The organism is Photobacterium sp. DA100 (assembly GCF_029223585.1).
GTDB lineage: Bacteria > Pseudomonadota > Gammaproteobacteria > Enterobacterales > Vibrionaceae > Photobacterium.
The window spans coordinates 2,100,443-2,125,637 of sequence record NZ_CP119423.1; the positions used below are offsets into that span (position 1 = coordinate 2,100,443).

21 protein-coding genes are annotated in these 25,195 nt (G+C 47.3%); 6 read left to right on the forward strand and 15 right to left on the reverse strand.

Going from position 1 to position 25,195, the window contains the following annotated elements; genetic code table 11:
- Window positions 1-6: 6 nt before the first annotated feature.
- The 3 genes from PTW35_RS09800 to PTW35_RS09810 form a co-directional block, all read right to left on the reverse strand.
- The gene (locus tag PTW35_RS09800) at window positions 7-867 is read right to left on the reverse strand and encodes a DMT family transporter (RefSeq protein ID WP_281024821.1); all 861 of its coding nucleotides are present in this window, start codon (window positions 865-867) and stop codon (window positions 7-9) included.
- A 122-nt stretch (window positions 868-989) separates the two neighbouring features.
- Window positions 990-3,551: an ExeM/NucH family extracellular endonuclease gene (locus tag PTW35_RS09805; RefSeq protein WP_281024822.1), complete on the reverse strand. Its 2,562-nt coding sequence runs from the start codon at window positions 3,549-3,551 to the stop codon at window positions 990-992.
- A gap of 440 nt (window positions 3,552-3,991) precedes the next feature.
- Window positions 3,992-4,552: a glutathione peroxidase gene (locus tag PTW35_RS09810; RefSeq protein ID WP_281024823.1), complete on the reverse strand. Its 561-nt coding sequence runs from the start codon at window positions 4,550-4,552 to the stop codon at window positions 3,992-3,994.
- Between the two features lie 221 nt (window positions 4,553-4,773).
- On the opposite strand from PTW35_RS09810, the gene PTW35_RS09815 reads away from it, so the two are divergent.
- Entirely contained in the window at window positions 4,774-5,142 is a 369-nt protein-coding gene (locus tag PTW35_RS09815) for a hypothetical protein (protein WP_039464035.1), read from the forward strand.
- Window positions 5,143-5,215: 73 nt separating this feature from the next.
- Here PTW35_RS09815 and PTW35_RS09820 read toward each other — a convergent pair whose 3' ends face one another.
- The 3 genes from PTW35_RS09820 to PTW35_RS09830 all read right to left on the reverse strand — a co-directional run bounded on the left by PTW35_RS09820 (window position 5,216) and on the right by PTW35_RS09830 (window position 8,151).
- Entirely contained in the window at window positions 5,216-6,085 is an 870-nt protein-coding gene (locus PTW35_RS09820) for a lipase secretion chaperone (RefSeq protein ID WP_281024824.1), read from the reverse strand.
- 3 nt (window positions 6,086-6,088) lie between these two features.
- Window positions 6,089-7,027, reverse strand: a complete 939-nt coding sequence (locus tag PTW35_RS09825) for a triacylglycerol lipase (protein ID WP_281024825.1) — start codon at window positions 7,025-7,027, stop codon at window positions 6,089-6,091.
- Window positions 7,028-7,395: 368 nt separating this feature from the next.
- Entirely contained in the window at window positions 7,396-8,151 is a 756-nt protein-coding gene (locus PTW35_RS09830; protein ID WP_348637737.1) for a hypothetical protein, read from the reverse strand.
- A 367-nt stretch (window positions 8,152-8,518) separates the two neighbouring features.
- On the opposite strand from PTW35_RS09830, the gene PTW35_RS09835 reads away from it, so the two are divergent.
- A complete protein-coding gene (locus PTW35_RS09835) occupies window positions 8,519-10,087 on the forward strand; it encodes an amidohydrolase family protein (protein WP_281024827.1) in 1,569 nt (522 codons plus the stop codon).
- Between the two features lie 21 nt (window positions 10,088-10,108).
- Here PTW35_RS09835 and PTW35_RS09840 read toward each other — a convergent pair whose 3' ends face one another.
- Window positions 10,109-11,077 carry a helix-turn-helix domain-containing protein gene (locus PTW35_RS09840; RefSeq protein WP_281024828.1) on the reverse strand — a complete coding sequence of 323 codons (969 nt, stop codon included), beginning with the start codon at window positions 11,075-11,077 and terminating at the stop codon, window positions 10,109-10,111.
- Between the two features lie 144 nt (window positions 11,078-11,221).
- Entirely contained in the window at window positions 11,222-12,124 is a 903-nt protein-coding gene (locus tag PTW35_RS09845; protein WP_281024829.1) for a S1/P1 nuclease, read from the reverse strand.
- Between the two features lie 201 nt (window positions 12,125-12,325).
- Between PTW35_RS09845 and PTW35_RS09850 the strand changes: the two genes are divergently transcribed.
- Window positions 12,326-13,249: a LysR family transcriptional regulator gene (locus tag PTW35_RS09850; protein WP_281024830.1), complete on the forward strand. Its 924-nt coding sequence runs from the start codon at window positions 12,326-12,328 to the stop codon at window positions 13,247-13,249.
- Between the two features lie 62 nt (window positions 13,250-13,311).
- Here PTW35_RS09850 and PTW35_RS09855 read toward each other — a convergent pair whose 3' ends face one another.
- From PTW35_RS09855 to PTW35_RS09865, 3 genes are all read right to left on the reverse strand, one after another.
- Window positions 13,312-14,481, reverse strand: a complete 1,170-nt coding sequence (locus tag PTW35_RS09855; protein ID WP_281024831.1) for a DUF3179 domain-containing (seleno)protein — start codon at window positions 14,479-14,481, stop codon at window positions 13,312-13,314.
- A 175-nt stretch (window positions 14,482-14,656) separates the two neighbouring features.
- Window positions 14,657-15,463, reverse strand: a complete 807-nt coding sequence (locus PTW35_RS09860; RefSeq protein WP_281024833.1) for a bifunctional 5,10-methylenetetrahydrofolate dehydrogenase/5,10-methenyltetrahydrofolate cyclohydrolase — start codon at window positions 15,461-15,463, stop codon at window positions 14,657-14,659.
- Window positions 15,464-15,576: 113 nt separating this feature from the next.
- Window positions 15,577-16,860 (reverse strand): OFA family MFS transporter, encoded by a 1,284-nt coding sequence (locus PTW35_RS09865; protein ID WP_281024835.1) that lies wholly within the window; start codon window positions 16,858-16,860, stop codon window positions 15,577-15,579.
- A gap of 507 nt (window positions 16,861-17,367) precedes the next feature.
- Here PTW35_RS09865 and PTW35_RS09870 point away from each other — a divergent pair.
- Both PTW35_RS09870 and pepE read left to right on the forward strand, forming a co-directional pair.
- Window positions 17,368-17,565 carry a hypothetical protein gene (locus PTW35_RS09870; RefSeq protein ID WP_281024836.1) on the forward strand — a complete coding sequence of 66 codons (198 nt, stop codon included), beginning with the start codon at window positions 17,368-17,370 and terminating at the stop codon, window positions 17,563-17,565.
- A gap of 110 nt (window positions 17,566-17,675) precedes the next feature.
- Window positions 17,676-18,407, forward strand: a complete 732-nt coding sequence (gene pepE / locus PTW35_RS09875; RefSeq protein ID WP_281027480.1) for a dipeptidase PepE — start codon at window positions 17,676-17,678, stop codon at window positions 18,405-18,407.
- 90 nt (window positions 18,408-18,497) lie between these two features.
- On the opposite strand, the gene PTW35_RS09880 is transcribed toward pepE, so the two are convergent.
- Both PTW35_RS09880 and PTW35_RS09885 read right to left on the reverse strand, forming a co-directional pair.
- Window positions 18,498-19,037: a RimK/LysX family protein gene (locus PTW35_RS09880; protein ID WP_281024837.1), complete on the reverse strand. Its 540-nt coding sequence runs from the start codon at window positions 19,035-19,037 to the stop codon at window positions 18,498-18,500.
- A gap of 163 nt (window positions 19,038-19,200) precedes the next feature.
- Window positions 19,201-20,649, reverse strand: a complete 1,449-nt coding sequence (locus tag PTW35_RS09885) for a PTS transporter subunit EIIC (RefSeq protein ID WP_044623447.1) — start codon at window positions 20,647-20,649, stop codon at window positions 19,201-19,203.
- A gap of 483 nt (window positions 20,650-21,132) precedes the next feature.
- Here PTW35_RS09885 and PTW35_RS09890 point away from each other — a divergent pair, with 483 nt between their 5' ends.
- Window positions 21,133-22,332 carry an enolase C-terminal domain-like protein gene (locus tag PTW35_RS09890; RefSeq protein WP_281024838.1) on the forward strand — a complete coding sequence of 400 codons (1,200 nt, stop codon included), beginning with the start codon at window positions 21,133-21,135 and terminating at the stop codon, window positions 22,330-22,332.
- 99 nt (window positions 22,333-22,431) lie between these two features.
- On the opposite strand, the gene PTW35_RS09895 is transcribed toward PTW35_RS09890, so the two are convergent.
- Entirely contained in the window at window positions 22,432-23,142 is a 711-nt protein-coding gene (locus PTW35_RS09895; protein ID WP_281024839.1) for a GntR family transcriptional regulator, read from the reverse strand.
- Window positions 23,143-23,260: 118 nt separating this feature from the next.
- Window positions 23,261-24,838: a BCCT family transporter gene (locus tag PTW35_RS09900; RefSeq protein ID WP_281024840.1), complete on the reverse strand. Its 1,578-nt coding sequence runs from the start codon at window positions 24,836-24,838 to the stop codon at window positions 23,261-23,263.
- Between the last annotated feature and the right edge of the window lie 357 nt (window positions 24,839-25,195).

Sequence of the window (25,195 nt, forward strand, 5' to 3'; positions counted from 1 at the left end):
CAAACATCACTGATTGCTTCTTGCCGCAAATACCAGTGCAATACCGCCTAGGATAAGCGTTGTCGCAATTGCTGTGGAGATGGTAATTTTCTCACTCAACACTATCCAGCCCGCGATACTGGCCAATGCTGGAACAGAGAGTTGGACAACTGACGCCTTCAATATCGACAACGCTGGCAATACCGCATACCAGATGGCGTAACCGATCCCGGAAGCCACCGCGCCAGAAGTCACGGCAAGTATTACTCCGCGATATGAAAGACTGGCAGCGGCCGCCAGATAAGGAAACGACACTGCCGCTATCAGCCCGCCAAGCAGTGTTGCCAGTGCAAAACTCATGGCCATGGTGACCATTGCGGGCCGTTCACTGAAACTCTTCCCCAAAATAGTAAAAGCCGCCCAGCATATTCCGGCTATGGCCATCAACGCCGCCGCGAGCAGATCGGGCCGTGAGGCATGGGGAACAAGCAGATAACCAAACCCACTCAGTGATAGCCCAAGCCCGATACACTCCCAAAACTGTAGTTTGTTGCCACTGAATAGGTGATACCCAATCATGGTGAATTGGACTGAAGCAAACAGAATTAATGCCCCTGTACCTGTTGTGATGTTGATATACGAGAAAGAAAAGGCTGCCGCATAACCAAGTAACATCAGCGCACCCAGCATGTCGGATTTATGCCAGTTCGACGGCGAATAAGAAGCCTTTGAGTACATAGCTAGCGTTAACAGCACTAGCGTGACAGCGCCGGACACCAATCGGATCAAAGTAAAACTACCCGCGTCAATAAAGCCTTCTGCTAACGCCAGTCGACATAATATGGAATTTCCGGCAAACGCCAGCATGGCGCAAGTGACAAGAAACACAATTCTCAGCGGCGATTTATGCAATGTCGATGGCCTATGTTTTCAATACTCAATGAACATAATAATGGCATAAATAAAACAACCGGCAGGGTGCCGGTTGTTTTGTTACTTTTCAAACGACGTTATTTTTTGCCGTTCTTGTGTTTGTACTCCAGTGTCACAATGATTGGGTCATGATCTGACGACGAATAAATATTGTCTGATTTTTCCAATTTGCCGGTGTACTTGCTGCTGTACTCAAACAGGTTACTTTCAGCTGCATTGATGTGCCACGCTTCTACTGCTGCCACCTTATTCACTAGTGATGGGCTGGCCAGTGCATGGTCGAGGCTACCGAGCTCACCCTCAAAGCTATAGCTGTAGTCGGTCTTGTGCTTGAGGTTAACTAAGCCATAGCCTTTTCTGACTAGCTGCCCTTCTTGCTCAAACACTTTACCGTCCAGTGTAGTATAAGAGGCGGTAAAGATTTTCCCACCACGGTCAGCTTCGTCGAATGAAGTCAGCGTTAGAATTGGGTCTTCCATACCGTAAGAGTTCAAATCACCCATGACCAGCACGTCGCCCTTAAGATCCTGAACCGCCTCGCCGAGCACTTTGGCCGCAGAGACTCGGAAGTTATTACAGCTGCCCTGAACATCTTCCTCGTCACCGAAGATAAAATCGTCTTCCCAGCAGGTTGAACCTTTTGACTTGAAGTGGTTAACAATGACGGTCAGATCATCCTTGGCCCCAGGGATATTAAACTTCTGCATCATGGCATGGCGCTGATAGGCGCTCTTCACCCCGCCTTCAGCAAGCGGCGCATGCTGCTCTGGCATCATGATCTGGCGAGCTTGGTTCTTGGCTTTCACTTTGTCATGACGATAGATGATACCGACAGTGATGGCATCCGTACCGAAGTAGCCGATCTCCTCAAAGCCAGGTTCATCCTTGAATGTCAGATCGGACTTGTGCACTTTCACCGCACGGTAGTGATCTTTCTTGTTCGGCTGGGCATCATTAAGAGCATTGACCAAAGATGCCAGTGCGCTGTTCTCATCAAAACCGTTATTTTCCAGCTCCATCAAGGTAACGATATCAGCATCCATGGCCACAATCGCGTTGACTAGCTTGGCTTGCTGCAGGGCAAACTCCTCAACCGATGGCGCGCCGCGGTAGCATTTAGCACCAGGTGTTACCGATGCGTCAGAGCACATGTAATTAGGATTGCCCGATTCCGCATACGAGGTAAAGTAGTTCAGCACATTGAAGCCAGCAACTTTAAGCCCCTCTTCAGTTGCTGTAACTGGCTCATCGGCCCTTTCATTTTCAGGCAGACGCAGCAAGTCACCGCTGCCGATTATGTTAGTCGTCACTAGACGGTATTCGCCATAGCTGTAACCGACCATTGCCGTCAATCCGGTTAGCTTGTCCCCCATACGCATATAGCCATCGACCGGGTTGAAGTTATCGAACCATGGCACTTCTCCGTCTTTGGCCTTGTAATCTGATTCAACATATACACGACTTATCGCATTTTCAGCAGCCACATTTTTAGCCGCGTCGGTTTCAGCCGCGTAAAGATGGGTTGGATTATAAAGAGGAGCATTATGAGCCAGCATTAAGTTATTGCGGTATGACGCATAGTCAAAACTGAAGTTGCGCGTGATCACCAACGGGCTATCAGCATCAAGCAGCACCTGCATGCCTTCATGCCGCTCGAGCGCAGTATGCAGATCTTCCCCTTCTTTCACGCGGAAGCGTGTCGGCGCAGGAATTGGGTTATCCGTACTCAATACTTTGAAGGCGCTATCGCGTACATCAAGCTGAGTATTGCCGTAGTATTCCTTAACAGTCGCCTCTAAGCACACCTCTGCACCCGGCTGAATTTCACTTGGTGTGGTACTACCACCCAAGAAGACAAAAACCCCATCCGAGGTATTCTCATTACCGTCGCCATACGGGTCTTGCAGGTAGAAGCCCTTATACAAGCTCTCGCCGCGAGCGGTGACAACGCCACGGACAAAATATTTTTCCGGGCTTTCGAAGCTTCCCTCTGGTACCAGCGGACTACGGTTGCCATCACCTTGCACGTCATAGATCGGGACGAGGTTATCGGTATCACACACAAACGGATTCGGTGGCGGAGTAGTACTATCACACGCCTCAAGGCCACTGCAGCCTAGGCCATCGAAGGTATCTGTTGGAAAAGTCACCCATTCGGCGTTAACGTCAAACTCACTATCTACATCGGTTCTGCCTGAAGTTACAGCCGGCTCCCTGCGAAGCGTGACATCTTTGGCAAAGTCTTCACGTACGCCCAGCTGGCCTAGGCTATCAATCAGCTCCTCGCCTTCGAACAAAGCAACCACATCATCGCCGTTGAAACCAAGGCTGCCCGATGATTGATCGCCGACATCCTTAATATCTTGTGCCGCTGAGCTGTGGTAAAGCACATAACTTTCGCCACCCGCTAGATTTACGTCGTTCAAGTTGATGGTGGTACCAAATGAATCGGCCCCATTCATCGCAAGCCTAACGCTGTATTCTGAGAGATTAATTCCAGAATCAGCCAAATTAGTGACTTCTATCGCTTTATTATAACTTTTACCCTCGACGTACTCTGTTATTAATAGCTGTGCAGAAACTGACGATGACATCAAGGCCAGTGCAATAGCACCAGATAATGCGTTTATTCGTGTCATGTGTAAACTCCGATATAAATAAAACCCAAGCACATCCTGCACTCAGGTTTTTCCAACTGATATTTTCATGCTCAGTGAATAATTATTTAATAAAGATAAGTTTGATTTTAATTTCAAAAATATCATTATGAGCACGCCTATTTTTATATATCAGTGTTACAAATATCAATTTGAAATGACATGAAACGCAGTTTTTCTTCAACTCCTGACTCAAGTGCACAAGGTTACACATCAATACAGTTGAAGCTCACAAATAGAAAACCAATTGTTTGATTTTAAAAGCCAAAAATGCAAGCGCACTTTTGCTCCAGCCCTTTAGATTAAAAATCACAGGTAGCATCGAAAAAGTCACAGGGTAACTCAATCAACTTTATCTCCGCCCCCAAGATACATTAAGAACGTATTTCTGACAGAATGTTCAATGTTTATATCGCAAATGCCTATAGCGCTTTCTCAATGGCATCAAGCATGGTAGCGTCCGTAGGTTTGGTCTGGCTAGAAAATACCGCGATCACTTCACCCTGCCTGTCGATAATATATTTATAAAAATTCCATTTTGGCTGTATTCCCGTTTGTTTCGCTAGGTGCTGAAATACAGGATTCGCCTTTTCACCTCTTATGTGGGTTCTTTCTAGCATGGGGAAAGTCACCCCGTAATCGAGATAACAGACCTTAGCAGAATTTTCTTCGCTGCCACGATCTTGGTTGAAGTCATTAGAAGGAAAACCTATGACAGAAAAGCCTTGTTCCTTGTAGTCCTGATATACCGCCTCAAGTTGTTCGAACTGAGGCGTAAAACCACACTGGCTCGCAGTATTCACCACCAGCAAGACCTGCCCGGCAAACTGCTCGCATAGACGGACTGTCTCAGTGGAATTGAGCTTGTTGAACTGCTGATCAAGCCAACTTTCACATTCCGGCTGAGATTGGACTCCTGCCGGACCAGCTAAAAGCGTTGCTATCAGGCCAGCATAAACCAGGAGGCGATGTGGCTTAGCCACTGACAACTCCCGCGATATTTGGCGAAGGCGCATTGTTGACTCCTACATAGCAAGAAGCTAAAAAAGACGGTAAAACATATGATTGTGTACGCAATTTCACGATGTACTGATCACAACCTGCTCGTAAATTAAGCATATACCGCTTCTACCCTTTAACCCTATCGCCGGCTCTATTACACTTGCCCTGTTAAAACTTCTGATACCCCCGAAGGACAGTTCGAATGCCACAAGTAAACATTGTTCCAAACCCACAAATCGCCATCATTTTCAAAGGTTGGGCTGAAGACTGGGCCAAAGAAGGTCAGACTAACCAAAAAGACATGGCCAACAAGTTCCACACCGTGTACCGAATTGCGGCTGACATGTTTATCAAAGGGGGTGAAGTCGATATGGAGTTTCTGTCTGCTTTGTTTGAAGACTGTAAGCAAAAACTTGAAAATGCCCAGGCGATGAATGCTAAAGTCAAAGCGGCGCTGAGCGAGGATGACGAGCGCGCTGAGGCCATTATCAAGAAAATCACCCATGCAGCGCAGGATGCCGCCCATGTGGTTCGCTACCTGGGTGAGCTGCTTAAGCCAGCAACCCGCTAAACGAAAAACCTATCGATATAACAAAGCCCGGCTGTTAACCGGGCTTTGTATTTACGACCTAATAACTAATCCATTAGCTGCGCCTGTCATGGATGCGCTCAAGTGCAGCCACCCGCTTCCATTGTTTAGGTTCAAACGACTGCTGCCTCAGTTGCTCAATTTGGAGCTCCTTCATTTCTTCTCCAACCTGTTCATCAGCCAAAATTACGCTTCTTTGCGTCAGGTAATCTGCAAGCGACGCCTCAAAGGCTGCCCTTTCCACTTCAACCGCCTCCAAGCGCTGCGCTCCGGCCTCTCCGACCAAGGCTACATGGTGCAAGTAACGCTCCTGCTGTGACAATTGCTGGTCATTAGACAGTGCTGCCATCAACTGGGTATTTTGCTCACTCCTTCGAATATACCCCGGCTGTTCGGCTAGCAGCGCCATCCATTGCTCCTCTGCGTCCTGGGCATCAAGCGCATTCTCCTCAATGCGTTTTTTCTCTATTGCCATCGAGCGCAGTCGATTTTCATCACCGAATAGCGCGGCAATTTGCTCCGGGGTGAAATACTGCTGCTGTAACGCCAGTAAACCAATATGCAGTTGCTCCATTTCGTCCAGCCCCATCGACTGCCCCATCGCCAGCTCTTCCAAGCCCATCAAGGCCTTCTTGTACCCGATAAACGCGGCAAGCAACGACTGATCCAATAACGACGTCCCTGAGTGCTCAATATAGGCCTCTACCCGTTGCTCAATATCCGGCAACGCAATTTCACCCTGGGCCGAGTAGGCATACTCCAGCAATTCTCGGCTCGATGACTCATCCACTTCGGTATCTTGCTGGGATGGTGCCTGTACCAGATTTGCCGACGCAGGCGTGCCTGTCTGTTGGATCCACTGGTAGCCAGCCCAACCAACGACAATCGCCAATACACCAACAATTACTTTTGACCGCTTAGCCATAACCTACAGTCCCTGCAGTTTGAGGCGGTTGGCGTGCTGGCGGTACAAGGTGACGGGATCAGTTTCGAACAAATGGTGAATGCCCAGCAGACCGTTAATTTCATCCAAGTGGTTCATTTTGTAGTCATCGCGGATCACTTTGCCCAAGTGGGTACTGCAGGTTCCCACCAAGCCATCACTAGGCCCATCGAACGCCAGCCCAAGCACCGTCATTGCTGCGTCGCTCGGATCAAGCAGATTGGTGAAGGTTGATGAACCGGTCCATGAATAATAATAGACCCCGTTACTGGCCAGAAAATCACCATTGCCGCATTCTGTTGTAGGTACCCCTTCCGGGTAATGCTGGTTAAAGGCCAGAGAGCCTTCGGTCGTCAGGGCATCAAGCGAGGCCAGTGGATCTTGTTCCAGGTCACTTCCGCCAGAAAGTAGCCCTATCAAAGTAACCAAGCCTTCTGCCAGCTTCACTGACAATGCTTCTGCAGGCGATCCCGGCTCTACGGTATTGCGCACCAGATCAGCCACATCAGAGCCTTTATGTACGCCGCCGATACTGGTCACTGAAGCAACCAAATCAGGTCTGACCGAAGCAACATAGCGAACCGTCGGACCACCGTGACTGTGGCCAATCAAGTTCACCTTGCTGCCACCCGTTGCGGCCAATAGACGCTCAACTTGAGCCAGCAGTTGCTCGCCTCGCACCTCTGTACTATTTGTTGCCGAAACCTGTGCGACGTACACCGTCGCACCATCTTTGGTCAAAGACTGTGGAATACCATAGAAGTAATCTACCCCTGCCAATGTATCGAAACCAAACAAGCCATGCACCAGTACGATCGGATATTTCGTTTCGGTATACCCTGTACTGCCTAAATTCCCGCTACTGGTCGCTGCGGTGACGCCCAGACTGAAAACACATAAAACCACTGCCAACATTTTTTTCATTTTGTCTTTCCCTTTGACTTTTATAAGCAAAATAAAGCTAGCAGAGAAATAACAGGTCGGATCTGGCAATTACCAAGCAAAGTGTTTATTTGTGACTGGTTACCAACATTCAACAGGATGATTAAACTGTCAACAAGAGTAGAGCCAGCATGACGCATGCTAATCAGTCAGAAGAATGCAGCCGCTATGGTTTCGCTCAAGTGCAGCCCCTACTTTTATTATTTAGGTACCCACAACAACCATCGCTACGTCTCTATTTTCAGCGCCTCATATAAAAAAGCAATAAATTTAATAAATCCGCTCTGCGGCCGTTCTGACTTAAAATGTATTTAACGAGTGGGGATACTTCGTGATTATTTATTCCTAAGTTAGAAATATACTTTATAAAACGCCCATGCAACCGTTTCATCTATATCAATTTTTGTTTTCGATGCTTCCATACTCCCGTATGTATTCTCAATCTTAAATTGGCCCCAGCGCTTGCCATCAGCGGAAAGCGGTGTACCAACCGTTAATGACGTTTTTAATGTTGTTGTTTCAATACTACCATCCATATATGTATATTCAGGAGAAAGCATTAGGTAGGTACCATCAGCACCAGGCTTCCAAGAAAGGTATGCCGCGGCCATCCCACCGGTAATGCTGTCATCGGTTTCACCCATCATTTTGGTAAAGCCTTCGTCATACTGTCCAACCAAAGCACCTACACGGCCAAATACCACAAAATTGTCGATACCTGGATCGAACATTGAAATCGCACCAACTGCTGCCGTGGTAAAGTTATTATTATCAATGAGATCTAAAGAAACAGCTGCGGTTGGTGCAAACTTGTTACCAGTATTAAATACGTGGAAATACTGTAAGCGGCTATCTTTGTATTTGCCATCATTTCCCATGGTGCCTTCAACCGTACCCATCGCCATTTGACCATTATTCAAGCCAAATCCTACCGATGCTGAAAGTTTTACATCACCCTGGTTATTCATACCAACATAGCCTGAGGTACTTACAGCCGTTAGATTAGAGGGATCAATGTTATTGTTCGCCGCTTCTGCTGCAAACGCAATATTAAGCCCCGCAAGCAAAAGAGTGGTAGCAATTAATGTTTTCGCAAAATATTTCATCATAGTTCTCCGGTATTAAAAAACGCGGTGAACTATATGGATTTACATATCGTTCAAGTAGGTCATATCACGCCAAATTTTAATCTGTGTTTTACATCCACAAACAAACACCAACCAATGAAATTGGAATTTATTAATTTACAGCCGTAACGCTCTGAGGCTCTTTATTCCATGAATAAGCTTTAACTTGGTCCTTTTTTAACCCGGCTATTATGATTGGCGCGTTATGACCTAAAATATATTGGTTAAATTCTCTATATTACTCGACACAGCTTAGTTGTAGCAAAAACCTGAACGAATTCTTTTTAAATCTATTGTTATCAATTTTGATCAACATTACCTCCAATCTCTATCAGGAGCCAAACAGATGAAATCTATGCACTCATGGGCGAAAAAGGCATCAATCCTAAGCCTTGGCTTGCTATCTCCGTTTGCGATCGCGGCAAACTACGATACGGTGATCCTCAATGGTCGTGTCATTGATCCCGAAACACAATTTGATGCGATCGCCAATATCGGTATTAAAGGCAATCAAATCGCGACTATCACCACTGAATCGATTAGCGGTGAAACAACCATCGATGCAACAGGTAAAGTCGTGGCTCCGGGTTTTATTGACGTTCATGCCCATGGTCAGAACATTGGTGATTACCGTATGCAAGCCATGCAAGGCGTTACCACTATGCTTGAGCTAGAGTCAGGTGTTCTACCTATTAGTGATTGGTACAAAGCACAGGGTGAAAAAGGCTTGCCCCTCAACTATGGCGCCGCTGCAGGTTGGACGTATGCTCGTATCGCGACATTCAGCGATACTCAGCCAGAGGCAACCGCAGGTTACTTCCAGAAAGCACAGTCACGTGATGATTGGAAAATGGACATTGCAACCCCAGAACAGCAAGAGAAGATCCTGAAGCTAATCGAACAGGGCTTGGATGAAGGTGGACTAGGTATTGGTATCAATGCAGGCTATGCACCCGGTCACGGCCAGAAAGAATATTACGCATTAGCAGAGCTCGCCGCTGAACAAGGCGTGGCCACATATACCCATGTGCGTTATGCCAGCAACGCTGAGCCTCAGAGCTCATTTGAAGCAGTGAAAGAATTGATTGGCAATGCGGCGATCACCGGCGCGCACATGCACCTATGCCACATTAACAGTACCTCTTTGAAGGATATCGATAGGATTTTACCTATGGTCGAAAAGGCCAAAGATCAAGGTATTAACGTTACCGTGGGCGCCTATCCATATGGCGCAGCAAGTACTGTTGTCGGGGCTGCAATGTTCCAAGGTGAAGGTTGGCGTGAACGTATGGGCTCAACGGCAGAAAACTTCCAGTTGGGTAAAAAGCGTATGACCGAGGAACAACTGGCAGACTACCAAGAGAACAACCCGGGTACCTTCATCGTCTGGCATTTCCTCGATGAAAACAACCCAGAAGATCTGGCTAAACTTGACGCTTCTATTTTGAGCCCGGATGTACTTATTGAGTCGGATGAGATGTTTTGGATGCACATGGACGAAGATGGACATGTCGATAATTATGCTGGTGACGAATGGCCTTTACCGAAAGACTTGTTCTCACACCCTCGTTCAAACGGCACTTTTGCAAAAGTACTGCGAGTATACGTCAGAGAGCGCGGCCTACTCTCGATGTCTGATGCATTGCGCAAAATGACACTCATGCCCGCACAACTACTGGAAGACTTTGTTCCACAGATGAAGCGCAAAGGTCGACTTCAAGCAGAAATGGATGCCGATATCGTTGTCTTTGATCCAGAAACCATTGCAGATATGAGTACCTACCAAGATCCAAACCATCCAGCCGTTGGGGTACATTGGCTATTGGTTAATGGGGAAATTGTTGTTAAAGACACCAATCTCGATACCACGGTTCAGGCCGGCCAACCGATCCGTCGTACCCAAACCGGTCAGTAACCCATGGCACTGCGCGCAGTTTTACTGCGCGCTTTTTAAATTGAGCCTACGATATTGCGCTGGCGTCATTCCCGTCCAAGCGCGAAACGCACGATTAAAGTTAGATAGATCACTATAACCGCACCGCCATGCCACCTCTTCTGGCGGCAACACTTCTTCGCCGAGCAGCGTCCTAGCTACTTTTGATCTCGACTCATCTCGAAGTCGTTTTAGCGATAGCCCCTTTTCGGCCAACTTTCTTTGCAGAGTGCGTGACGACATATTGAGAAACTTTGCAAACCAGTCAACGGTAAACCAAGGCAAAATGGCGTAAGTATGAGACAAGCGTTTAATGTGTTCAGACCATTCAACATCGCTGCTAGCAGGCGGAATCGGCTGAAACGTATCTGCCAACTGAATTCTTAATGCGCCATACGGATGCGCAAAGCTCATGCGTGTGGTTGGAAAAGACAGGGCTAACCCATGGGTTAAGTGCTCAGGGAAGCTCATATAAACATGCTCTGGCGCCCATCGTTCACCAAGAAAAAGGCGACACATAGAGAGCAGTGCGAAAGAGCGAAACCACTCTGTTTGATCAAACCCGGGAGCAGAGGGGTGATACGCACTGCGGTGACACAGATACCAATACCCTTCAATTTTCTCAACCCAAATCACGACATGGCTGCTTAGCTCAGGCATCAATTTGATCAGTGTTTCTATCGCCTCACCTAAATCCCGACAACGATTGAGGCTCTCTTCAAGAAATGGCGATATCTGAGCTACTGTGATTAATTTCCCAACCTCTAAACCAACCCCCTGGTTTGTCTGACGGACCATCTCCATCAAGAAAAACATCATTTGCTGGGAAGATAACCAGATTTGCCTGGTGCCTATGTCTTCTGGGATATCGAACTTGCTAGCAACACTTTTCCACTCAATTCGATTATTTTCAAAATAACGAATGAAAGGCACTAAATTCTGTGAACTTGTAGTATTAACATTGGAAGTCACAGGCTCTCCTGGCGCAAAATGACCCAAATAAGGATTCTTTGCTTGATTATAGCCATTGGAGAGTCAATTGGAGATACCTAATGCTCCTATCAACAACAAAAAAAGCGGCATATGAATGCCGCTTACGCTATCGGATCAAAAGGCTTAGTGTGTGCCGAAAGCCGTATTTAGCTCGTCGGCCAAGCGGTAACCAGCCTGGGTCAATCGCTGTTTTACCAACTCAGTCCCCTTTTGGTAGTAGGCTTGAGATGGCGCGGTATCTTTCTCGACACTGTAACCAAAGTCAGCCAAAGCGAAGCTTTCCTTGACCCACAGATCCACGTCTGCCACTGGTCCAAGTTCCATGTTTCCCTTAGGGAAGTCTTGCTGTAGCGAAGCCGCGAAGGCATGAATGTTATGCGCTTTATCCAACATACCCATGCCGCTATCCCATAGATGATGCAGATCTTTTTGCGGGACATCCAACGTATGCTTGTTTGCGCCAAGGTCTGTGACACATTCCGTTGTACTCAGGCTCTGCGAAATAGAATGCATTGGCTGGTGCGAGTCGCCAGCAACATGACTCATGAACATCAGGCTTGCGGCCTGCGGGTTGTGCTTGAAGTCTTCGTAGAGGTAACCCGCCACCAGCTTGATATTCGGGGTATGGACAAAGTCACACTGGCTGCTTGCCGGGTACGTTTGGTTAATGTAATGCCATGCACCTGTTTCTTTCTCGTCCCACTGATTCAGTGTCGCAGGGATTGTCTCTCCCATTTGCTGCCATACCTGCTCTGCCGGTGTTTTGCGGATCAGATCAGGTACCATAGCCATTTTCGCAAACTGGCTTGCGCCCTCAAAACTGTCCATTTTCTGCTGAACGTCGTGAGGCATCGACTGATAAGCTTTGTGCGCAAGTTCATCAACCTGCACTTTCACTGCTGGTTCCAAGTTCTGGTAGGCAATTTCCGCCACAGTGATATGCCCTTGGTAGTTCCATGCCAGCGCTGAAGTCGGTGCTAGCGCCAACGCTGCCATTGCCGAGGCTACAAGAGTAATTTTTTTCATACTTGACCACATTTACATTTTGTTACATTCGGCGCTACTTTGCGCCTCCTCACAGCCGTGGTCAAGAAAATATCCCTGATAAGCATTTAATTGAGCACGTAATCGATTAACAGCACCTAAAACGTTCATTTATCAAACAAAACGTTCTTGCTATCATCAACTAGGATTAAACCGACAAACAAAAATCATTGTAGGCAGAAGATGCAACTGGATAACTTCGATTTAAATTTACTCAAAGTGTTAGTCGTCCTGCTGCAAGAAAAGAATACTCGCAAGGCTGCCGAGCGCTTAGGGATCAGCCAACCGGCGGTCAGTCGTGCGTTGGTCAAAATCCGTAGCCATTTTGACGATCCACTGTTTATCCGCCAGCCCAGAGGCTTAAAGCTCACCCCGAAAGCGCAAGGGTTAGAGCAAGAACTTCCGAAAGTGTTGTCCCTTCTTGCCAGTACATTGCAAGGGGATGACTTCAATCCCAGTGAACTGTCCGGCCAGTTCCGTATTGCGCTGCACAGTTACTTATCCGAAAGCCACGGCTATGCGCTATTCGAAGCCATAAGCCAACAGGCCCCGAACCTCGATATTGAAATCCACAATTACAGCGCGGCAACGGTCAGCCAATTAATCAATCAGGAGCTGGATGCCGGGATCAGCTTCTATCCGGTCGGTGTCCCCAAGGCATTGCGGCAAGTTCCTGTCGCACAAACCTTAATTGGAGGGGTCTGCAAAAGTTCGCACGAATTAGCCGGGCAAACCACCCCTATCGCCACCATCTTGAACTATCCCATCACTGGTTTGATTTTGCCGGATTTGAACAACCAGTACATGCTGATCCAGCAATTGTTTCCTGAAGGGACAGTGCTAAAACCCAAGCTTAGAAGCCAGTACCTGAGCAATGTACTCAGATATATCAGCGACAACAATGCGATTTGTATCTGCCCGAAGACATCTCTCGCCAACCTCTCTCCCAGTGAATATGCATTCATCGAGTTTGCCGGCCTCGAGGACAAACTCACCATGCAGATTTGCCTGACCTTCAACAATAACCTATTCCGCAGTGCCAAGTACCTTTGGCTCGAAGAATTGGTGCGAAAGGTCTTCGCCAGCGCCGATCAACAACAGTCATAAGCAACAAAAAAGGGAAGCGCCCTGCACTTCCCCCCTCAACCTCGGCACCTATCGCTTGTTACCTAGCTCATCAACTTCGTTTCTGGGAACCAGTGCGACCACACCATCCAGAATATACCGTTCTGGGTCGGCACTTGCTCCAAGCGCCCCCATTCCGAGTCTGTCTCGCCCTTGAAGTTTATTTCACCAAACGTTACTCGCTGCCCTTCTTTTTCCAGGCTGAAGAGGTTCACAATGTCGTACTCTTCACTGTAGACCAAGACATAGGGTTTCCCAGCCATTTCAAACTCATATACCGGGTTTTGCTTGGCAAACTCATGAGTAAAGGCGATCTGCTTTCCGTCGCTGTTCAGTCCCCATACCTGCTCTTTGGCATTTAACCTTTCATCGGCCATATCCAAAGTCGGAAAGATAGCGCCACGCTCCGGATCGAACTGCTTCTCCATTGGCTTATCAAAAGCTTTGACTAACAGCTTGTCCATCCAACGGTCAAACGGGTAGATAAACACCTCGGCATCTGGATAGATCTCTTTGAATGCCTCCCATGTCATCATTGTATTTGGGTACTGCTTGATATCAGATTCACCAAACTCAGTTTCCATAGTGATTTGTTGAATAAGATCACCGGAGTTACGCTCGACCATCACTAAGTTATTGTGGGTTTGGATAAGTATACCAAGATCGGCTTTCTCACCGTGTCCAATATCTTGATCGATGACCACAGGCAGGTTGCTCAAACCACAAAACGTCATCGCCACCTCTTCGCCGCCTATAGTATCCCCGGCAATATGGGGGATCCTCAGGTGCGAGCGCGGGAAGCCCCGTACATCACCATTGATTTCTACCGCATAAATAATTTCTTCTTTACGTAGTTGATTGTTGGCCTGGGCAACGGTCATGTAAATGGCATCGGTTTGTCTGGGCGGAAACAGCAAACTCAGTAAGAAATTAGCCGAAATAATACACACCAACACACCTTTGCTGGCCCACCGCATCCTGCGGTTCGTCCACAGCTTCGCCTTAGTATGCAAATACCAGAGGTAAGCCAGCAATGCCATGTTCAATGCAATAAAGTACTCACTGTAGTGATAGTACGCCACGGTCCAGCTACGTGGTAAATTCAAACTTTGACCGGGCTCGGTCATCACAACGGCTGAAAAAATGGAAAAGAAAGCCGTAACAATAGCAACAATATAGAAGTGGATTTTACGCACCTTTCGAGAATCACTCATATTCGCCTCCAACAGACTGAAGTGAAGTAATGGGTGCATTCTAAAAGAGCTGATAAAAGCAGCAATCACACCATCTGTATCGTTGATATACCAACTTTGGTATATCGCGATCTCTGATATAAAAAAAGCGCTACCTAGGTAGCGCTTTTCCAATAAATTGATAGGTTTAAAGCCTTTATTTAGACTGACAGAGCTTAACCGCATTGCCCAACACATTCAGGCAGGTCAGACGGCCAACTCCACCCGGCACCGGAGTGATAGCAGCCGCTGACAGATGACCATCCTGGTGCTTGATATCGCCCACCAGCTTACCGTCCACACGGTTGATGCCGACATCGATAATCAGCTGGCCTTCAATAAACTGGGTATTGTCCAGTGTGCCGTGGAAACCCGTTGCCACCACAATCACATCAAACTGGTTCCAGTCGACCGCCTCTAGATCAGAGCGGCTGTTGAAGCTCGATACAGTACTCTGACGGTTGATCAGTTCAATCGCTAGCGGTTTGCCGACAATATTACTGCGGCCAAGTACGGCTACTTTCAAGCCAGGGAAGCTGTACTCACCACAGTGGGCTTCGATAATATCTATCGCCGCCTGAACCGTACATGGCAAGACCGGGTTCTGCCCGAGTACTAGCTGGCCCAGCGCCTCAGAGCCAAAGCCATCAACATCGACCGCGGCCGGCAGGTCTGGAGCTTCCAGTCCATTAGGTAGAGGCAGCTGGAATAAAATTGGATGATCCGCTTTCTCGGCCAAGCCATCAAGATCTGCCTGCGTTGTCCCTTCTTCAGGTAAGACAATGTGATGGCAAGGAAGCTCAAGCGCTTCGAACAGGCGTACCTTGTTCCTCACATAGACCTTACTGGCAGGATCATCACCGACAGTAACAATAGTCAGTTGAACGGAAACGCTGCCTGCGTCGATTTTCTCTTTAAGCTCAGCCAACTTGGCTTCATAAAGTGTATTAATTACTGCTTTCATACTACTTACTGTTTGTGACGAATCTCTTGTTTATAACCAACTGATTCTACTTCAACATTGAGATAGGACAATTAAAATGTGGTTGCCCTCACATAATTGCCCTATTTAGTAGATTATGCAGTAACTGGCTGTGTTTCCACCGCATCTTGTGCTTTTGCACGCAGAACTTTTGCTACGTGTGCTTTCATTACAACAGAAATCACCAAGGCTACCGACAAGATACCAACGAAGATATACATGGTCATGGTGTAGCTGCCTGTTAGGTTACGAACAAACGCAGCTAGAGAAGAGCCAGACAGACCCGCCAGTGCCCATGCGGTCAATACGTAACCATGGATCGCACCAAGTTGCTTAGTACCGAACAAGTCACCAATGTAAGCAGGAAGTGTAGAGAAACCACCGCCGTAACAAGTCATGATAACGAACACCACAATCTGGAATGCAATTGCGTTTGACAGTGAAGGCAGCATGAAGAAAGCCGCAATCTGGATAACAAAGAACAGCATAAAGGTGTTCGGGCGCGTTAGGTAGTCAGATGCTGCAGACCACAGTAGGCGGCCCAGACCATTAAGCAGCCCCATCACACCCACCATGGTGGCCGCTTCCATTGCTGTTAGACCAGCAATTTCCTGAGCCATTGGTGACGCTGCAGAAATAATCGCGATACCACAAGTGATGTTGATGAAAATCATCACCCATAGACCCCAGAACGTTGGTGTACGAACTGCATCGTTTGCGCTTGATTGATTCAAGTCTGCCGCAGGTTTCTTAGCTGCCGCATTTTCGTTACTTTCAACCATAGACGCTGGCTTCCAACCTTCAGGCGGACGCTCAAGGTAAAGCGATGCCGAAAGCATAACAACAAAGTACGTTGCACCCAAAATGAAGAAGGTCGTAGATAGGCCGACAGCGCTAATCAACGCTTGGATAACCGGACTTGCAATCATTGACGCAAAACCAAAACCCATGATGGCCAAGCCTGTCGCCAAACCACGGCGGTCTGGGAACCATTTAATAAGGGTCGAAACCGGCGTTACATAACCCATACCCAGGCCGATACCCGCCAGCACACCGTAGCTGAAATACAATAGGTATAGGCTTTCCATTGCAACGGCAATACCTGAGCCGGCAATACCTGCACCAAAGAAAGTCGCAGCGATCATACCGGTGAAACGTGGACCTTTTTTCTCAACCACATGACCCATAACGGCAGCCGAAGCGCCCAAGAAGAAAATAGCGATACCAAAGGTCAGGGAGATTTGCTGCAAATCCCAACCAAACGCCTCATGAAGTGGATTGGAAAATACACTCCACGCATAAACAGAACCAATTGAAATATGAATACCTACCGCAGATAGCGCAATTAGCCAGCGATTTTTCACTTGTGCTGTTTTCATTTTGAGTTACCTAAAATTCAAAGACAGCAATACCCTATATGAAATTAATTGTGAGAAAAATAAAGGCAAAATAACGCCATCATTACGAAAAGTTAATACTGAAATAAAGATTTTCAATGGCATACAAAATGAAATCAGGCGATTTTTTAAGAATATAAAACATCGAAATCACCACTAGATAAATAGCTGATAAAAAATAACTTTAATATTTAGTTATGATTTTACACACTTCCAAAAACTCGGTTAAACCGCAGTGTTATGTCGACCATACCTACATAGTGCAATCTAACTTTCCATTCTTGGTAAGTAAAACAATCAAGATCCGACTTAGATTTGTCTAAATATTAATCAATTATATTTATCATTAAAAATAAAATCAAAAGATAAATTGATAGTAAATTGACAATACCCTGAACTTTTACCGCTAATTTACTGCTTAAATATATATACCCAAGTCACCAGGGTATACATCCACAGAATAATTCAAAGCATAAAATTGAGGTTAATATGGATCAGGCAGAAGGTTTACGCAGCATATTTAAGCGTCAGCAATGTATTCAAAAAGTTCGTGACTATCACCAGCAAATCAGGGAAGCAGTTGCCCACGGGAAAACCCAGAAAGTGAGTCAATTGCTCAGCCTATTAGAAACCGCTCAGCTTCAACTGGAAGCCACCTATGATCAATCATCAAAATGGGTACACTAACAAGTAAATAAATAGCCTGATCAGCAGAGACAAAATTGTGCTCTTGTTCACCTTAGCTGCTAACAGATTCATATATGATAGCTCTCTTTACCCAAACAAGAGAATATATGATGGATCTCTTACTATTAAGTAACGGCAAAATTGCCGGCAACACCAAGGTGATGGAATTCGCCCTTCCAGCAATCACAGAAGTATTGACCCGTAAACAAGTCAAAAATGTACTTGTCATCCCGTACGCGGTTATTCGCAGCAGCCACGACGAGCGAACCGCAATGATTGCCGAGTCTCTAAGCCACCTTGATGTGAAAGTTAGCGGTCTTCACCGTGCAGAAGATCCCGTAGAAGCCGTACGCCAAGCAGACGCGATTATCTGCAGTGGCGGCAATACTTGGGTATTGAACAAAACCTTGCACGACCTTGGCTTGATTGGCCCTATCCAGCAAGCTGTCACCCAACGCGGTGTGCCGTATATTGGCTGGAGTGCCGGTGCCGTTATCAGCGCGCCGACTATCCGCACCACCAATGACATGTGTATTGTCTCGGCGGCTATCACCCCTTCCCTTGGCTTTGTGCCCTTCCAGATCAACGCGCACTACATTGACGCCACTATTGAAGGCCATATGGGCGAAACTCGCGACGAGCGTATCGAAGAGTTCCTTGTGGTCAACCCGCATCAATCTGTAATCGGCATTCCTGAAGGCTCTTGGCTGGCAATATCCGGTGCTACCATGACCTACCAAGCCGCGAACGGCAAACCTCTCCACTGGTTCAAGCTCAACCAGGAGCGCAAATTGGTTGAAGCCGGCTCTGACGTCACAGAGCTAATGGGCCTGGACGGTTAATACCTCTCTTGAGATAAAACACCGCTTCGCCACAGCAGCACCGAGAACACAAACAGGTAAACCCTAGCGAGTTTACCTGTTTGGTTAAGCTCATACCCCATAGGTGCTGTGTATAGACACATCTACCACATAATTGCAGGCCAGTAGGTTGCGCCCGATAAGCAGTTTGTCGGACATCAGGCTTCTGTCTTTAAGGTTAACCTCGACACGATAATCACGCTCGGCCAAGGTTAAATCCAGCTCGATGCTGTATCGCATCTCGGATCCAAGCGAATTCTGTATCTGGCGTACATGAGTGATTTTCTCGCGCATGTGTACGGTCTCGCCATGTTCATTGGCCGTTATGAAATTGACCATTTTACCAATATTGTCACCCGCTTCGGGCGAGAAGTTTTCTATCTCTATATTGGTGGCATGCATGGATGTCCGGGTTGCTCCCGTGTCAATTCGAGAGCGGAAAATGAGGTTTGCCGCCGGTGCATAAAAACTTTCCTTCTGCCCGATGACGACTTTGTCCGCAGCTTCTACCCCGCATTCTTGGGCATAATCGCTTGCCGCGATAGTTGGCGAAGCAGCAAACAATAAAGCAAAAACCAATGCGCCAACGCCGGATCTTTCATTTATCAACATAACGACTCCCTTCCGCGGTCTTTTATCGTCCTCCAACCATCATTGCAAAGCCGTTTGCCAGCAACAAGTAGGAGAAAAGACCATTTACAATTTTGCCAACGCAAAAAGCCGCGGCTATTGCTAACCGCGGCTTTGAAGAAGAAGGCTGACTACTTGTTATGTATTACTCGTCATCCAGCTTTACGAACAGAGTCGTTAGGACAAATGACAATACAAACACACCACACACACCCATTACTGCCTGAATGAAGTTCTGTGTGCCAGCTGACAGGTAAGCAGGCAAGCTGAACACCGATGACAGGATGTAGCTGGTCAGATGGGTATCCAGTGTGACAGAGATTGCACCGAACACGCCGGCTGCCAGGCTCGCGGTAAACATCGCTTTGGTGTACTTGGTCAGCACACCGAACAGTGCTGGCTCAGTAATGCCTAGGATTGCCGTTACACCAGAGCCTGCAGTGATTGAAGATTGCTCTTTCGATACACTCTTGCGCTGCTTGTACCAAATTGCCATTGTCGCACCCGCGATAGCCAGGTTACCCAGGCACATGATAGGCATCAGCAGGTCCTTGCCGTACAGCGCGAAGTTGTTCAAGCTGATTGGCGTCATGCTGTGGTGGATACCAAATACGATAGTGATTGGACGCGTCAGGCCGAACACAAAGCCTGTCAGCGTAGGGGAAATCTCAAGTAGCGAGCTCACAACCCAGCCTGCACCATTACTCAGCCACATGCCAAGCGGGCCTACCGCCGACAGGGTCGCCGTGGCAGTGACGGTAAAAGCAAGCAGCGGGGTAAATACCGGCTTGGCCACCGTAGGTACCATGCTGTCAACCAGTGGGGTGACTTTGGAAAGCAACCACACAGCCAGGATAGCCGGAACGATAGCCCCGCCGTAGTTCATCAATTCAATGGGCACGACTCCCAGCACCGTCAGCTCTGCAGCATCACTGGCCGCCTTGAGCGCGGCGGCTTTATCCGCCAGCTGAGGCGACAGCATGGCCGCGGCAACAGCCAGCGCGATGTACTCATTGACGCGGAACATCTTGGCGGCCGAGAATGACACCAGCATAGGGAGGAAGAAGAAAACAGCGACAGAAATTGAGCGGAAGAAGTATACCGTGTCGGAGGTTTCAGAAATCACATTGGTTGCAATAAGCCCTGATAGCAGGCCCATCAGCATACCGGCCCCGGCGATAGCAGGAACAACGGGGCCGAAGATACCGGCAACAACTCGCATGACGTTCTGGAACAACTTGCCGTCATCTTTGTCTTTTGGCTTGTCTTCATCGCCCACCGCAGCGCCGCTACCCGCCATGATAGCTTGCAAGGCTTTGTGCCACTTCTCGACTTCAACACCAATAATGATTTGGATTTGCCCTTCTGCAAAGACGACGCCCTGAACCCCTTTGATAGATTTCAAGGTCTCTTCCGATGCCTTTGACTGATCGGCAATCTTCAGCCTCAGTCTGGTCATACAGTGTGTTGCATCACTAATATTGCCAATGCCACCCAACGCATCAATCATTAGCGAAAGCTTTTCTGTCATCGCATTTTGCTTAGATGCGGATGCCTTTTTTCCAAAACCACCCATCGACTCACTAATTTGCATATTTAAATAACTCTCTTTAAGAAAAGAAATCTAGTGGAATAGCGACCTTTTGTAAAAAGGTATTTTCCCAATCGGCTTGGTATATTCACACTTAAGATATGTCTTATTCATGATTTCATTTAATTTGAGTAAAAAACTCAGTTAAAACATTCACGCCGTACTCATTTATTTTCTTTTCCTTCTGGCCCTGAGACAGTGCATCGACTTGCACAATTGAAGCGCTGTTCAACACCTGAAGTTCCATTTGATGAAACAAATGATATCGAACCAATCTAAAAAACCAACGGACGAAATTGAGAGTTAAATCACGAAAATCAGGCCATTTAATACCAAAACAATGAATTTTCTATGATTGGTCTGTTTTTTTGCCTCCTTTTACTCTGTTACCGTACCAATTAAATTTAATGAAAAAATAGGCTTGAAATAACACTTTTCCAATTGGTATATATAAAAAAAGATTCCGGCTCAGATGAGAAATTCATTGTGAAAAAAACTTTAATCACAGATGTTGAATGCATTATTACTAAACCAGATCGTCACAATTTAATTACTGTTATTGTCCATACCGACCAAGACGTTACAGGCTATGGCTGCGCCACTTTCCAGCAGCGTCCACTCGCCGTTAAAACCATGGTGGATGAATACCTTAAACCACTGCTTGTTGGCAAAGACGCAAATAACATTGAAGATTTATGGCAGATGATGATGGTCAATGCGTACTGGCGCAATGGGCCGGTGATCAACAATGCGGTGTCGGGTGTTGATATGGCGTTGTGGGACATCAAGGCAAAACTGGCCAAAATGCCTTTGCACCAGCTGTTTGGCGGTAAATCGCGAGATGCAATTCCGGTTTATACCCACGCAACCAGCGACACGATGGAAGGGATCTATGAGCTTGTTGATGGCTTCCTGGCGCAAGGATACAAACATATCCGTTGCCAGCTAGGCTTCTACGGTGGTGTGCCAGAAAACATCCACACCACCGAAAGCCCGACCGAAGGCTCCTACTTCGACCAGGACCAATACACCGAGAACACCCTGACCATGTTCAAGTTGCTTCGTGAAAAATATGGCAACCAATTCCATATTCTTCATGATGTTCACGAACGTTTGTTCCCGAATCAGGCGGTTCAGTTCGCCAAAGAAGTCGAGCAATACAAGCCGTACTTTATTGAAGACATTCTGCCACCCAGCCAGACAGAATGGCTCGATAATATCCGCAGCCAAACCTCTGTATCACTGGGCCTGGGTGAGCTATTCAACAACCCGGAAGAGTGGAAGCAGCTTATAATCAACCGTCGGATTGATTTCATCCGTTGCCATGTCTCGCAAATCGGCGGGATCACCCCGGCCCTTAAGCTGGGCCACCTATGCCAGACATTCGGCGTACGTATTGCCTGGCACTGCCCGCCGGACATGACCCCGATTGGCGCCGCAGTGAACACCCATATGAACGTTCACCTGCATAACGCTGCGATTCAGGAGCACGTGGAGTACAAAGAAAATACCCAGCGTGTTTTCCCTAATGCCCAGGAGCCACGCAACGGCTACCTGTACGCATCAGAGGAAATCGGCATCGGCGTCGAGATGGATGTGCAAGCAGCTCGGGATTTCCCGGTGACCTACCGCCCCCACGAGTGGACGCAGAGCCGCCTGCCCGATGGCACTATTCATACACCTTAAACGGGTTATAAGATCCTAGATCCTAGATCCTGGAACTAGGAACCAGGAACTCAGACCTATCACACAAATAGCTGCGTTATTTCTTCCTGAAATAACCAGCTATTCTTTTTTACCCCTAAACTTAATATTTTCACTATTAAACGGGATCACATAGGTACATTGATAATCGATATCAATCACCTCACTGACAATAAACACCTCACCGGTAGACAAAAAGCCCCGATTAGTGATCTTCATTGCCGCAATACCTTTTTTACACCCCAATAGCTCTGCTTCTTCCTTCGATATATTGATCGCCTTATAGCTAGTTAAATACCTGTCGATTTGCAGACCAAGATCCAATGTATGATTTTGCAAAGAGCTTTCGATAATTTCATCATTCATTTTCAGGAATAACTTCACCGGCAGCTTGGTACTTTCCAGCTGCACAACTTTCCCATTAACCAAACGCAATCGCTTGATACACCAGATATAATCATTCTCATCAATCAAGAATGAATTTTTATCGTGAGAGTCTGTGATCTTCTTATGCAAGCTGACTTTTTTATACGACATCTCCTCGAAGCTATTTTCTGTAATCGAGTTATAAACCAAAGGGTTGTTACGATTAGAGTCTTTGACAAAATGCCCGGCCCCTTGCCTGACAAATACAGCGCCAATGGCTTCAAGCTTGTTAAGTGCTTTACGAACGGTAAAACGTGACACCGAATAGTTTTCTGCCAACTCCCGCTCGGCGGGCAGTTTATCGGTGATCACACCTTGGTAAATTTTACTTAAGAGATCTTGAACAACAAATTCAAACTTCTTCATAGGGGGAAATAAATAACAGGAGCTATGTGACTATTTTATTAAAAGCCCGGGGAGTATTCAAACAAACAAAACGGCCCCAAACACAGTTTGGAGCCGTTGTCGTCATAGCCGAGTGAACCTAGTAAATGCTTCGTTCAGTCCTCAGCCCTTTCACCAAACTCACGCACATGAGCAACAGCACAAAGCTAAACGGCAAAGCAGTCGCCACCACGCCGGACTGGAAAGCTTGCAGCGCTTCCTGACCACCAATCCACAGCATTACAGCGGCAATCGCCCCTTCCACCGTCGCCCAGAAAATACGTTGGGGAACCGGCGCATCCACTTTACCGCCGGCAGTAATACTGTCGATCACCAGCGAGCCCGAGTCAGACGAGGTAATGAAGAAGATCAGCACCAAGCCGATAGACAATACTGAAATCACCGAGCTAAATGGCAGTGCATCGTAGACATGGAACAAGGTCAGCGAGATGTCATTCAGGCCATTGGCACCTAGTTCACCAACTTTGTTCACCACCTGATCGATAGCAATCCCGCCGAAAATCGACATCCAGATAATAGTCATCAGCGTTGGTATGAAGATCACCGCGAACAAGAACTCACGTACAGTACGGCCATTAGACACTCGGGCGATAAACATACCGACAAATGGCGACCATGAAATCCACCACGCCCAGTAGAATACCGTCCAGCCTTGCATCCAGGTAGTATCATCGCGACCATGCGGGTTACTCAGCTCAACAATGTTACCAAAGTAAGCCATGATGGTTTCAGGCAGTGCAACCGTCACCACATCGAAACCTACATAGGCGACAAACACCAACAGTGCAAAGGCGAACGCCATATTGATGTTACTGAGCAGTTTCACCCCGCCATCAATACCGCGAATAACCGAGAAAATCGCAATGGCTGTGACAAAGGCGATAACCCCCATCTGCATGCCGATCCCGCCCTCGGTGCCGAACACATAGTTGATACCGCTGGTTGCCTGCTGCGCCCCCAGGCCTAGTGATGTTGCCAAGCCAAACAATGTCGCCAACACCGCCAAGATATCGATAACATGCCCCAACCAGCCCCAGGCCCTATCGCCAAATACCGGATAGAACACCGAGCGAATGGAAAGCGGCAGCCCCTTGTTGAACGCAAAGAATGCCAGCGACAAGCCTACAATGGCGTAAATCGCCCAGCCATGGACACCCCAGTGGAAAATGGTCGCGCCCATTGCCAGCGCTTTGGCCTCCTCGGTATACGGCTCGACATTGAGCGGCGTGCCCCACCAGTTGGTAAAGTACGCCGTCGGCTCGGCCACTCCCCAAAACAACAGGCCGATCCCCATCCCTGCCGCAAACAGCATGGCCAACCAAGACACTCTAGAGTGCTCCGGCTTAGCATTCTTGCCTCCGATACGGATTTTACCCAACGGTGAAAACATCAGCACCAATGAGAAAAACAGGAAGAAGTTGGTGATCCACATGAAGAACACATCAAAGTCATTGAGGATACCGTTCTTCAGGCTGTTCAAGCCTTGCTTGGCGGTTTCCGGATCAATAAAAAGAAGGGCGGCGAGAAACAGAATAATCAGTCCTGCACTGGTGCCGAATACAGGGTTATGTATATCAAAACCCCATTTTTGAATGTTGTCCTGACCCACCTGATAGTCGGTCGTCTCGATACTATATTTCTTTAGTACACTATCCATAATACTCTTTAAACGCTTTGTCATTGATGCTTTCCCATCCAAGAAAAGCACCTTTCAATTGCTGGTGATGAAAATTTAACTTAGACCACTAAACAATTTAAAATGTCGACACAGGGTAACAGCTCCTAAAAGATAATTCAAATACAGCAATATGTTGGTTTTTTGTACTAAGACTTGCGAAACAGGCGGGATTTATTGGTACGGGCACTAAACAACACCCCACAAAGCATCGCACTAACCAATTACTTAGCGGTCGAAACATTTTATGGTTTGGGATATTTTTGTCCGGAAAGATTCCTCTTTGACCATATCGCAAAGCGGCAAAACTCAATGGACTGCATTGAATAGAATTTAGCT